Here is a 12,436-nt window from a genome sequence, read left to right as displayed (position 1 = left end):
CAATAAGAATAATTAATATTAATTGAGTATATATTTTTAATATTTAAGCATAGCAACTTCCCCTTATGTAATTAATGACATAAAAGCTATCACTTAATTTCAAAAAATAACTCAATAAAAAAGCCAGCTCTAAGAGCTGGCTAAATAAGGGGATTTGCTTAACAACGGATACAACGAGAGTTAACCAAGGAAGGCTTTTGTCACAATGTATAGAAGTGATGGGCCTAGTAAGCAACCTAGCGCTGTGTAGAAGGCTGCGGTTAAGCAACCATAAGGTACTAAGCGTGCATCTGTTGCCGCCAAGCCACCTGCTACACCGCTTGATGTGCCCATTAATCCACCGAAAATCATGGCTGAGCGTGGGTTATTCAAACCAATGTAAGGTGCAACAAAAGGCGTTGCGACCATGACTACAATTGATTTTACCAAGCCAGCAGCGATAGATAGTGCCATCACTTCAGAACTTGCACCAATAGCCGCACCTGTTACAGGGCCTACAATGTAGGTTACTGCGCCAGCGCCAATGGTTGTTACGCTAACAGCATCGGTATAACCGAACATCAGCGCAATGGCTGCACCTGCAATAAATGAAGTTAATACGCCAAGGAATAATGAAACCACTCCAACTACGCCAGCGCGTTTAAGCTCATCTACGTGCACACCAAAACCGGTGGCAATAATGGCAAAGTCACGCAACATTGCCCCGCCTAAAATACCGATACCTGAAAGTAACGATATATCCACTAAGCCTTTCTGCCCGCCTGAGTAAGCGCCCCCTACATAAGACAAGATAAGTCCAATTAAGATAGCGATTGCAGAGCCGTGCAGACGGCCTTTAGTGAATTTGTCGGACATCCAATAGGAAATCCACATAACTACGCCAATAAAGGCAAAACCTGTAATCAAGCCGTAGCTATTTAAAACTTTGGTTAAGGCTTCAGTAATCATTGTTATTATCCTCAGCAGGCTTCTGCTAATGCCGAATTTTTCTTATCTTTTTGCCCAATACGCGCCAGCAGCGGAACAAGTGCAAAGCTGATGCCTACGGCTAGCAAGCCTGCCAAAATAGCGGCTGGGCCACCTTTAATAGCGCCGTATACGTTTTGCTGAGCAGCCATTGCTACTACGATTGGGATATAGACCGCACTCCAAAATTCAATGCCTTGTTCTGTTTTAGCAGCCAAAGGTTTATGTTTTGCTAAGTAGCTGCCGCCTAAGATAAGCAACACCATGGCAAAACCTACACCGCCTACGTTGGCTGGAACACCGATTAATGCACCAAGTAGTTCGCCGATAAACAGCCCTATTAAAGTACAGATAGATAAAAGAGCTACACCGTAAATAATCATTTTTTTTCCTCAAAATTATTGTTATTGGTTTGAGCTTTATGTGTTAGTTAATAGTTGTCGGCTCCTGCCCTTAACATCAGATGCGTAAGGCTATCTAGACGTGTTCCTTGAAATGAGTAAGTTACTGCCTGAGGTATCACACGACGTGCTAAACCACTGAGCACAGTGCCTGGCAGTAATTCGATATGTAAACGGACTCCTCGCTCGTAAGCGGCGCGTAAAGCGCCTTGCCAATCGACTATTTGGCACATGTTAAAGGCCAAATCTTGCTTTATTTGTTCGCCATCTAGCATTAAACGTGCAGTGGTACTGCTGATATAGCCTATTTGTGCACGTTTAAGCTGTATGTTGCTAAATGCATCAGCCAGTTGCTTTGCTGCCTCCTCTAACAGACTACAATGTGAGGGCACGCTAACGGCTAAGCGGCATACCCGTCCCCATCCAGTTGTTTTGACTGCCTGTGCCAGTTGCGCCAATGCTTGATCTGCACCTGCCACTACTAGCTGATTATCCGCATTGATATTGGCTAAATAGAGCGACTGTCCTTGCGCCTGAAAAGGCTCTAGTACGGTGTCTAACTGCTCTAATGTAAGCCCTTGTACGGCTGCCATGCCATAGCCTTTAGGATAAGCCTGCTGCATGAGTTCACCACGCAAGGCAACCAAACGCAGCGCATCGGCAAAATCTAACGCGCCTGCGACCACTGCCGCGGCATAGGCGCCTATAGATAACCCAGCTACATATTTAGGCTTACAGCTGTGCTCAATTAGTAAACGTGCGCTAGCCACACCTGCAATGAGCAAGCACAATTGCACATTACGGGTATTGCATAAGGCTTGGGCGTTATCAATTTCACTTAGTTTTTGGCCTAGTACCTCTTGTGCTTGGGCTAATACCGCTTGCACAGCTGGCTGTTCAGGTAGCTCATGCAACATATTCACTTGCTGTGCGCCTTGACCTGGGAAGCTTAGTAACGCATTCATAAGCCCTCCTTTTGCCAAGGGTTTTGCGTTAATACAGGGCCATGATGTGTTTTCAGCATGACCTTAGTGGCGTCACTTGCCCATTCCGCCAAACTCACTGCACCCAAAGGTGTCTCTAACTGCACATCTAAACACTTAGACACCTCTTGTAACTCTATCCATAAGCGTTTGGCATGGGCTCGGCCAAGCGCGAACGGCAGGCGTACCGTTAAATCCAGATCACTATGCGTTGTTATACAGTGCTCTTGGGTTGCCAACTGATAGGCATGGCTGCCAGTGATGCCCCACTGCCATTGTTTAAGTAGCAGTTGTAGACGACTTATCACAGGGGCCAAGTCGCTAGTGAGCGCCTTGTGCAAGAGCTGATCAGGCGTGGTAACCTTGGTAATGTCAGCTACTGCCAGCCAAGTAGCATAGCGCTCTATCTTCTGCTTACCACGAACACCTACAGCCACTCTATCGCTATGTTGCTGATCGCGACGCACAACTACAGGGTGGTTATCCGCCAAACGTGCTGCGACCCAAGCTGGAGCATCATCTGCCAGCATGTTTGCCGTTAAGCCCCAGACTAAATCATGGGGTAACAAACCAGACGCATAGACAGCAGCACAGTTCGACATAAGCTAGTTCCACTGGGCGCGCATTAATTCACGCACTTTGCTAGAGGCTTGACGATTAGCAGCGCCTAAGCGATTGCTTAAACTAACATCGCCTTGAGCAATGCTATCTAATGCTTCACTTAATGCTTGCTGTACTTTGCTCACATCCTCAGTAGTAGGCATAGCTGGGTTAGTCACATCTACCAAAGCATGCAATAAGCCTAGCGAGCCATAGTTGTTGATGTCGTATGCCATTGGTGGGATTTTTTCTGCCAAGGCTTCCAACTCATCCACTGTACGCAAGGTGACTCGAGCAGCCGACTCTTTACCCATGGCATGCACCATAACCCCAGCATCACGTAAGGCGACAATGCGATTAGCCTGATAACCATGCGCCAAGAATGCTCCAGACATTGCCTTGCCCACCAACAGTGCCAGAACAGGATGCCCAGCTAAACGTGCTTGAGCATAAGCTCCCGCAGCGCCTGCCAATGCTTGATGAATACCTAAGGCTTCCTCACGACGACCATACGCTTGGCTTGGCACATCTACCACAGCAATAATCACGCGTTTTTCACTGACATTTTTATCTTGTTCAATAGTTTCCTGTACCGCTTTGGCTAAGCCCCATCCTTCCAGCATGCCTACTTCACCATTACGTGCACGCGGAAATAAGTTTTGCGCATCTGGCACTACCGCAATAAAGCGTGCATTGCGCCCTGCAAAGACAGCATCACGGGCTTGAACAGAAGCAGGTAGCGCGGGCACCACGGATGCCTGCGGTGCTAATTGATCCAACCATTGTTGAGCTCGATTTGGCGTACTCATGCAGGTTCTCCTTGATAAAGTTGGCGAACGTGCTCTGGGCTTAACTGCTCACCTGATAGCTGGGCAAATTTTTCTAAGTAGAAGGCGTATTGCTCACTACGGGAAGGTCCGACTGGCTGGGCTAATAAACGCACAACAGCTTCGCGCATAGCGCTGCAGTTGTCTTCACTGAAAGCATCAACTAAACCACTGGCAAAACGCTGCTCACCACCCGTAAAGCTCCAGATAAAAGGGCGATTACGCGAGTCGTATTCATCAATGCCTGCTTCTTGCTCAATCACCTGTGGACCATTTAAGCCAACTCGGGCTTCTTGGGTAACCACTAAGCTAGAACACAAGGCAGCTGCAATAGACATGCCACCAAAACAACCGACAGAACCAGCTACTACGCCTATAACTGGCTGATGTACACGCAGTGCTACTATGGCGGCGTGAATCTCAGCAATCGCAGCCAAGCCAAGATTGGCTTCTTGCAGGCGCACACCACCTGTTTCTAGCAGCAAAACAGCGGCCCGTGGAATGCCCTTTAGGTTATCCTCTAAAGCCAACTCCAGCGCAGCCGCCAGTTTGGCACCTGAGACCTCACCCATGCTGCCGCCTTGGAAGTTACCTTCAATAGCGGCAACTACTACAGGCTTGCCATTGATAGTGCCTTTGGCCACCACAGCACCATCGTCCGCTTGAGCAACAATGCCTTGTTGTTCGAGCCAAGGTGATTTCACACGGTCAAACGGACCTAGTAATTCTTGCATGCTGCCTTGATCAAGCAGGCTGCGAGCACGTTCACGTGCGTTTAACTCAACAAAACTTTGTTGGGCTAATAAGCTTTGTGTATCAGTCATCGCTTGCCTCCTCTAGCGCTTGTTCAATGCGTAAACGCACAACACCTGGAGTCGCGCCAAAATCATTAATTTCAATACTGACAGCCGGCATGAGTTGCTCGCTAAACATGCGATCAAATAAGTGCTGCCAACGTGCACCGCTGCCATCAACAGAGGTGGTGACTTGAATTTTAAGTTCGCCTTCACGGCCAGGCTCTAGCAAGACTTCTAAGTCACCAGAACCTACACAGCCAACTAAAGCGCGATGCAAGCAGGGTTTTCCTGCCGCAAAAGTAAAAGATAAAACTTCCATTAGACGCTGCCCTCTTGTGCTGATGCGGGTAAAATGCTGTCAATCCATAAGCTGGCGGCCAGTAAATCTGCGGCCCCGCCTGGAGAAGCATTGCGCGCCAGCAAGCCGGTTTCTAATTGTTGAAATTGTTGTTGTCCTAAAGCACTGGAATAGCCGCCTAGCGCAAGCACTTTACGTGCCTGCTGTTGCATCCACATCAAGCCTTCTAAACCAGAACGATGTAGCACGCAGGTATCCGCAAGTTCACTGGCTATGGCCAGTAAAGCGTCAACCCGTGCAGCCTTCTCACTTGCGCCCTGTTGACGGCTTTTCAGGAGTTGCTTAAGTCCTAAGTGCACGCTAGGAAAGCCCTGTTGTGCCTGTTCGCGCGCGCCGCTAACGGCATATTTCTGGCGAACTTTAGCGCCATTGCTTAGCCCTTGTTGAGGAATGTATCTATCCTCAATTAATGCTAACTGGGCGGCGCGCTCTGTTAGTTCTTGAGCCGTGGTAAAAGGCGCAAGGCTGGCGGCAACTACTAATAAGCCTAACGCCCAAATAGCACCACGATGTGTATTAACACCCTGAGTGCATTTCAGCATTTGTGCTTCGCCTAAGCGTCCAATAGCGCCCATACTTTCACGTAAGCTTTGGTCAATATGTGGATGCACCTGCGCGGCTATAGCCATTTGGTAAAAAGTTGGCCACAAGCTATGTGCTGACGCTTGCATCAGCTCTAGTGTTAAATCGCTGTGCGCACCGCTACCACGACGGTCAACCAGACCAGGTTTTGGTGTTAACTGCACTTCATCTAATAAGGCTTGCACAGCGGAATTGGCTAGATATTCTGCCCACTGCGTAGCACATACACGCGCTTGTGGTTTAGCCATGATTACCAGCTCCTAAAACGTGCAGGAGGTTGATACAAACCGCCTGACCATTGCACTAGCTCACTAATACTTTTTGCAGCCAATAACTCACGACTGGCATCTGTGCGACGAATACCTAAATCTTCTGGCAAGGCAATTAACCCTTCACGGCGCATGCGCTCTGTATCTTTTGGGTTATGCCGCATACCAATGCTAGTTACCCCTGCTACGGCGGCAATCATGGCGCGACGCTCTTCTAATGAGCGTGCTTTGTATAAATAAGCAATGCCTTCTTCGGTAAGCAAGTGAGTAACGTCATCGCCATAAATCATGATAGGCGCTAATGGCATACCACTTTTCTTAGCCACGTCAATTGCATCTAGCTGCTCAACAAAAGTAGGCTTTCCACCTTCTTGGAAGGTTTCAACCATTTGCACCACCAATTTTTTACCGCGCTCCAGCATGGTTTGTTCAGGGGTGCTTTGTTTTTGCACCATATCCAACCATGCCGCAGTGGCATGACGACGACCACGAGGATCATGCCCCATGTTAGGTGCGCCACCAAAACCAGCTAAACGACCACGGGTTACCGTAGATGAATGACCATCGCCATCAACCTGCAAGGTAGCGCCAATAAACAGATCCACAGCGTATTGCCCAGCAAGCTGGCACATCATGCGGTTGGAACGCAAAGAACCATCACGCCCCGTAAAGAACACATCAGGTCGAGCGGCCACATAGTGTTCCATGCCTAGTTCAGTACCAAAGCAATGCACGCTTTCTACCCAGCCCGTTTCAATGGCAGGAATTAAAGTTGGATGGGGGTTCAACGTCCAATTGCGGCAAATTTTGCCTTTTAAGCCTAAACGCTCGCCATAGGTTGGCAGCAATAGCTCAATGGCTGCGGTGTTAAAACCAATACCATGATTGAGCGATTGCACATTGTGCTTTTCATAAATACCACGAATCGCCATCATCGCCATTAGTACATGTACGGGTTTGATATGGCGTGGATCACGGGTAAATAGTGGTTCAATGTAGAACGGCTTGTCTGCTTGCACGACAAAATCTACCCAGGATGCGGGAATATCCACACGTGGCAAATCGCTGCTGTCTTCAACAATTTCATTCACCTGAACGATAACAATACCGTCACTAAATGCTGTTGGTTCAACAATAGCAGGCGTATCTTCAGTACTGGGTCCCGTGTAAATATTGCCATGGCGGTCCGCACTAAAGCCTGCAACCAAGCAAACATTAGGAATCAAATCCACTAGCAAGCGAGAATACAGCTCAATGTAAGTATGGATTGCCCCAATTTCTAATAAACCGTCTTCTAACAGCTGGCTAATGCGCAGGCTTTGTGGCCCTGCAAAAGAGAAATCTAGCTTGCGGGCAATGCCGCGCTCAAATAAATCCAGATGCTCACTACGCCCGACGCTTGGCATAATCATGTGCAAATCATGCAATTTGCCTGCATCCACTTCCGATAATGAGCGCGATAAAAAATCGGCTTGCTTCTGGTTGTTGCCTTCTAAAACAACCTTGTCGCCTGAAGCAATTAATAGCTCCAACGCGCTTACAATTTTGTCTGTAGGTAACACTTTTCCATCGGCAAGATGGCGCACACTGTCAACCCGACGCTGCTTTTCACTACGCCGGCGCGACCATTGTGCTGGTGGTTGGATTGTTCTTGTCATCTTAGCTCCACAGCATTAAGACCTTGTTGTTTATCAAGGTAGAAATACTGAAGATTTGCTTCAATCAAGATCATTCGTCATTCATTAGCTTTAAGTTAATGAATTTCGTTAAACCTGTGAATAAGCCTTATAGCATCAGGCTTATATCACTATATAAAAATATAGATTAATTGCTCAGTTACAACTTAAGTCTCACTAATGTCGATCATTAACGACTTGCATTCCTGCAACTTTTCGCAATTAGCAGTTACACTAAGCCTAACTTTTAACCTGAGATTAGATCCAACCATGAAAGGCAAAATCGCCGTTGCATTGCTAAAAGGCGTGGCAAAACTGTCATGGCCCGCTGTTCAACATTTAGGCAATTTTATTGGCAATTGCATGTGGTGGTTTAATACCTCTGCATGCAAAGTGGTACAAATTAACCAAGAGCATTGCTTTCCTGAACGCTCTCCAGATCAGCGCGCAATACTCGCACGCCAAACCTTGCAAGGTATTGGTAAAACCATGGTAGAAAGCGCCTGTGCCTGGTTATGGCCTGTGGATAAAACCTTAGCCTTGATTGATGAAGTAGAAGGCATGGAGGTTTTAGAACACGCATTAGCCAGTGGGAAAGGCGTCGTTGGTATTACTAGCCATTTAGGCAATTGGGAAGTGCTAAACCACTTTTACTGTAGCCACAGCAAACCTATTATTTTCTATCGCCCGCCCAAAATAAAAGAATTAGACGAACTTATTGCCCAGCAACGCGTACAGCTAGGCAATCGTGTTGCGCCTTCTACCAAAGAAGGTATTTTGAGCGTTATCAAAGAAGTACGCAAAGGCGGCTCAGTGGGTATTCCTGCTGATCCTGAACCCAGTGAGTCTTCAGGTGTATTTGTTCCTTTTCTAGGCACTCGCGCGCTCACCAGCAAGTTTGTTCCTAACATGCTTAAAGGACATAAAGCAGTAGGCGTCTTTTTGCATGCTATTCGCCTACCAAATAACCACTTTAAAGTCTTAATTGAAGCAGCACCTGAAGCCATGTATAGCGATAATGTGGACGAAGCCGTTGCGGCAATGAGCGCCACTATTGCCAGCTATGTGCGACGCTGGCCAGAGCAATATATGTGGAGCATGAAGCGCTTTAAAAAACGCCCTGAAGGTGAAGCTCGCTGGTATTAAGCAGCGAGCGTTTTTCTAAAGCGTGCCAGCGCAATACTAAAGAACATTACGCCCACGACCAACAGCGCTAGCATTTCAGGCCAAACGAGTTCAAAGCTAGCGCCTCTAAATAAAATCGCAGTCGACAAGCTAACATAATGGGTAGTTGGCGAAATTTGCATAACATATTGTAGCCATTGCGGCATACTTTCTAAGGGGGTTGTACCGCCTGACAGTAGCAACATGGGCAGGATCACAGGAATAGAAAGCAAACCAAACTGCGGAATAGATTTAGCAAAGGTAGTTAAGGTTACTGCCAGTGAGGTACAGGCAAATAAATACATGGCTGTAACCAGCAAAAACAACCCCATAGAGCCCGCCAACGGAATTTCTAAAACACGCTGTACGACGATTTCCAGCGCCAGCCAAGTGCACAGCACTATGACCAGCATATTAGCCCAAATTTTCGCCCCCATAATTTCGGCAGCGGTTAATGGCAATACTAATAAATGCTCTAAGGTGCCATGTTCACGTTCACGCAATAAAGCCGTTCCAGCCAGTAATACGGCTAGCACAGTAACATTGTTGATCATTTGAATAATGGCTAAAAACCAACCACTTTGCAGGTTGTTATTAAACATCACGTTCGCCACCAACTTCACGGGTGGTTCACCGCTTTGCAGTTGGTTGGCCATTTCACGTTTGATAATAGCGCCAATATAAGAAGCCCCCATAAAGGCTTGGCTCATGGCCGTAGCATCTACGTTAACCTGTAATTCTGGCTGCTTGCCTGCTAATAAATCACGGTGAAAATTAGGCGGAACATTAATTACAAAGGTATATTTACCACCATCTAACACTTCATCAATTTGATCATATTCAATATAAACAGGCTTTTTAAATTCGGGCAGTAGCAATACTTCAGCTAGGCGGCGTGAAAATGAGCTTTGGTCTTGGTCAACAATCGCCACGCTAGCATTACTCACACCAATAACAGCGCCAGAGGCTGGCATATAGATTGCCAAGGTAAAGGCATAAAGCATAAAAAGAATAAGTACGGCGTCATAACGCAAGCTAACCAGTTCTTTAATACCTAACCGAAAAATATGCGATAACTTATGCACGCTACACCTCCTGCTTTTTCAGCAATAACAGGCTTAAGCCTGTAAAGCCTAAATAAAAAGCCAACAACGCCAAGTACTGTGGCAATAAATCCATAAAGCCTAGTGCTTTGGTAAAGGTGCCAACGGAAATATCAAGAAAATAGCCTGCTGGGAATAAGGTTCCCATCACCGCTGAGCCGCCATCTAATGAGGAGCGTGGAACAATCAAACCTGAAAACTGAATTGTTGGTAAGGTCGTTAAAATAACACTCCCCAAAATAGCTGCGATTTGCGTTTTAGTCACAGTTGAAAGCAGTAAACCAAAACTGGTAGTCGCCAGCACATAGAGTAAACCGCCCAGTAACAATGCAGCTAAACTGCCTTTAAGAGGTACGTTAAATACCCAAGTGGTAATCATAATCAGCAAAAGAAGATTAATAATACTGACAACCAAATAAGGCATTTGCTTACCCAACAAGAACTCTAAACGCGTTAACGGTGTGGCGTAAAAGTTGGTGATAGAACCCAGTTCTTTTTCTCGAACTACACCTAAAGCCGTCAACATGGTTGGAATAAAAACTAAAATCAACGCCATTACGCCAGGGCCCATGGCGTTAACGCTCACCACATCTTGGTTATAACGAAAACGTGTTTCGACCCGCAATGGTGACTCACCAATACCCGCAGGCAAATTACTTTCTGCTAAGTAATTTTGGATGCTTTGTTCATGTAGTGCGTTGACATAGCCTCTGGTAGTTTCAGCACCAAACGGCATGCCGCCATCAATCCATACGGCTACTTCAGGAGAGCGTCCTGCAAATAGATTGCGCCCAAAACCTGCTGGAATCTCAATAGCCAATTTCAGTTCAGCACGCTGCAGCCTATCTTGCATATCTTGCATGCTGGTTATAGGTGCTTGCTCAACAAAATAACGCGAGCCACGATAAGCTTCTAAGTAAGTGCGGCTCTGGGCGCTATTGTCTTGGTCAAATACAGCAAACTTAAGATCTTCTACATCCAGTGAAATACCCAACCCCAGCACTACCATCATTAAGACAGCTCCTAAAAGGGCGAAGGCGAGGCGAACTTTATCACGCATTAGCTCCTTACTTTCACGCATAGCCGTAGCTAGCATGCGTGTTAATGAAAAGCTGGTACGAGGTATCTGTGTCGCACTATCGCTAACTAAGCTTACATCTTCCTCATGGGTTTCACCTTGGGCTTGCTCTAAACAAGTTACAAAGGCTTCCTCTAGTGTTACACCTTGGAATTGATGCTGTAATGCCTCAGGCGTGCCTACCGCCAACACTTTGCCGGCATGCATTAAGGAAATACGATCACAACGCTCAGCTTCGTTCATAAAGTGCGTTGATAAAAAGATGGTAACGTCTTGCTCACGCGACAGCTCAATCAAAAGTCGCCAAAAATCATCACGTGCAGCGGGGTCAACACCAGAAGTAGGCTCGTCTAAAATCAATACTTCAGGCTCATGAATAATAGACACTGCCAGCGACAAACGTTGGCGCAGCCCAAGCGGTAAAGCACCAGCTTGCTCCTCTGCATAATGTTCAAGATGAAAGCGCTCAATCAAATTTTGGCTGCGTTTTTTTGCCTCAGCACCTGCTATATCAAACAATCGCGCATGTAACTCTAAATTTTGTCGCACACTTAATTCGCCATAGAGCGAAAAGCTTTGCGACATGAAACCTACACGTTTACGCGTTGCTAAATCTTTGGCATCTACGGCGTTACCTAACAGCCACGCCTCCCCTTCACTGGCCGCCAATAAACCCGTGAGCATTTTCATGGTGGTGGTTTTACCGCAACCATTGGAGCCTAAGAAACCGAAAATCTCACCTTTGCTAATTTCGAAATTGACTTTATCCACTGCCACAAAATCACCAAATTTCATGGTCAAGTCTTTGGCTTTAATGGCGATTTCTTGGGTTTCTGTTGTTCTTGGTGGAATGGTTAACGCTTGGTGTTGCTTGCCTTGGCTTTGCTGAAAGTGAGTGAAAGCGTCATCTAGCTTACCTGTAGCTGTTACTTGAGCCAATTCAGTGGTTAAGCCATCAGCAATAATTTTTCCGTCATCAAGCATCAAACAATGCTCAAACTGAGCCGCTTCATCCATATAAGCTGTGGCAACCAACAAGGTTAAATGCGGACGATCAGCGCGTACACGGTCAATAAGCTGCCAGAAGTTGCGCCGAGATAAAGGGTCAACCCCCGTAGTTGGTTCGTCTAAAATCAGTAAATCAGGATCATGAATAAGGGAGCAGCATAAACCTAGTTTTTGCTTCATTCCGCCAGAAAGCTTACCCGCTGGACGATCAATAAAACGTAACAGGTCGGTCGCAGCCAGCAAACCATGCATACGCTCATCTGCTTCGTCTTTAGATAAGCCAAACAAAGTCGCAAAAAAACGTACGTTCTCGCCAATAGAAAGCTCAGGGTAGAGGTTATGCCCTAAACCCTGGGGCATAAAAGCAATGCGTTGGTACAAGCTTCGCCTATGCTTGCGCTCGGTAATAGCGCCTCCTAACACATCCAAGGCGCCTTCTTGAATAATTTTCACGCCAGAAATTAAACCTAACAGGCTCGATTTTCCAGCGCCATCAGGGCCTATCAACCCACAACGCTCACCCTGTTTTAAACTAAAGCTAACCTGTTCCAGCGCCGATTGTTTGCCATAGCGGTGCGAAATATCTTTAGCAATAACAGCTAACTGACTCATAGTGCCCCCTAT

At 46.7% G+C, this 12,436-nt stretch carries 12 protein-coding genes; 1 reads left to right on the top strand and 11 read right to left on the bottom strand.

Features of this window, described 5'->3' with window-relative positions; all coding sequences use genetic code 11:
- Positions 1 to 180: 180 nt before the first annotated feature.
- Genes madM through mdcA form a run of 9 tightly spaced genes read right to left on the bottom strand, consistent with a single transcriptional unit; the run spans position 181 to position 7,441 of the window.
- Complete coding sequence (gene madM, locus VQ643_RS12170; protein ID WP_414200065.1) at positions 181 to 945, bottom strand: malonate transporter subunit MadM; 765 nt, start codon at positions 943 to 945, stop codon at positions 181 to 183.
- A 14-nt stretch (positions 946 to 959) separates the two neighbouring features.
- Entirely contained in the window at positions 960 to 1,349 is a 390-nt protein-coding gene (madL, locus tag VQ643_RS12165; RefSeq protein WP_414200063.1) for a malonate transporter subunit MadL, read from the bottom strand.
- A gap of 47 nt (positions 1,350 to 1,396) precedes the next feature.
- Positions 1,397 to 2,332 carry a malonate decarboxylase subunit epsilon gene (mdcH, locus tag VQ643_RS12160; protein ID WP_414200062.1) on the bottom strand — a complete coding sequence of 312 codons (936 nt, stop codon included), beginning with the start codon at positions 2,330 to 2,332 and terminating at the stop codon, positions 1,397 to 1,399.
- A complete protein-coding gene (locus VQ643_RS12155; protein WP_414200061.1) occupies positions 2,329 to 2,952 on the bottom strand; it encodes a malonate decarboxylase holo-ACP synthase in 624 nt (207 codons plus the stop codon). The genes mdcH and VQ643_RS12155 overlap by 4 nt, the downstream gene beginning before the upstream one ends.
- Before the next feature lie 3 nt (positions 2,953 to 2,955).
- Positions 2,956 to 3,759, bottom strand: a complete 804-nt coding sequence (mdcE, locus tag VQ643_RS12150; RefSeq protein WP_414200060.1) for a biotin-independent malonate decarboxylase subunit gamma — start codon at positions 3,757 to 3,759, stop codon at positions 2,956 to 2,958.
- Entirely contained in the window at positions 3,756 to 4,601 is an 846-nt protein-coding gene (locus VQ643_RS12145) for a biotin-independent malonate decarboxylase subunit beta (RefSeq protein WP_414200059.1), read from the bottom strand. Before VQ643_RS12145 ends, mdcE begins: the two co-directional genes overlap by 4 nt.
- Complete coding sequence (locus VQ643_RS12140; RefSeq protein WP_414200058.1) at positions 4,594 to 4,893, bottom strand: malonate decarboxylase subunit delta; 300 nt, start codon at positions 4,891 to 4,893, stop codon at positions 4,594 to 4,596. Before VQ643_RS12140 ends, VQ643_RS12145 begins: the two co-directional genes overlap by 8 nt.
- Positions 4,893 to 5,762 (bottom strand): triphosphoribosyl-dephospho-CoA synthase, encoded by an 870-nt coding sequence (locus VQ643_RS12135; RefSeq protein ID WP_414200057.1) that lies wholly within the window; start codon positions 5,760 to 5,762, stop codon positions 4,893 to 4,895. The genes VQ643_RS12140 and VQ643_RS12135 overlap by 1 nt, the downstream gene beginning before the upstream one ends.
- Positions 5,763 to 5,764: 2 nt before the next feature.
- The gene (gene mdcA, locus VQ643_RS12130; protein ID WP_414200056.1) at positions 5,765 to 7,441 is read right to left on the bottom strand and encodes a malonate decarboxylase subunit alpha; all 1,677 of its coding nucleotides are present in this window, start codon (positions 7,439 to 7,441) and stop codon (positions 5,765 to 5,767) included.
- Between the two features lie 288 nt (positions 7,442 to 7,729).
- On the opposite strand from mdcA, the gene VQ643_RS12125 reads away from it, so the two are divergent.
- Positions 7,730 to 8,605, top strand: coding sequence for a lysophospholipid acyltransferase (locus VQ643_RS12125; protein ID WP_414200055.1), 876 nt, complete (start codon positions 7,730 to 7,732; stop codon positions 8,603 to 8,605).
- Here VQ643_RS12125 and VQ643_RS12120 read toward each other — a convergent pair.
- Positions 8,602 to 9,708: an ABC transporter permease gene (locus VQ643_RS12120; RefSeq protein WP_414200054.1), complete on the bottom strand. Its 1,107-nt coding sequence runs from the start codon at positions 9,706 to 9,708 to the stop codon at positions 8,602 to 8,604. The genes VQ643_RS12125 and VQ643_RS12120 overlap by 4 nt on opposite strands.
- Position 9,709: 1 nt before the next feature.
- Positions 9,710 to 12,424: a ribosome-associated ATPase/putative transporter RbbA gene (rbbA, locus tag VQ643_RS12115; protein ID WP_414200053.1), complete on the bottom strand. Its 2,715-nt coding sequence runs from the start codon at positions 12,422 to 12,424 to the stop codon at positions 9,710 to 9,712.
- Between the last annotated feature and the right edge of the window lie 12 nt (positions 12,425 to 12,436).

Origin of the sequence: Pseudomonas sp. F1_0610 (genome assembly GCF_047470865.1) — a bacterium.
Taxonomy (GTDB): domain Bacteria; phylum Pseudomonadota; class Gammaproteobacteria; order Pseudomonadales; family Pseudomonadaceae; genus JAZDRH01.
The sequence above is the reverse complement of the archived record's forward strand: the minus strand, read 5'-3'. Positions and strand labels throughout refer to the sequence as shown.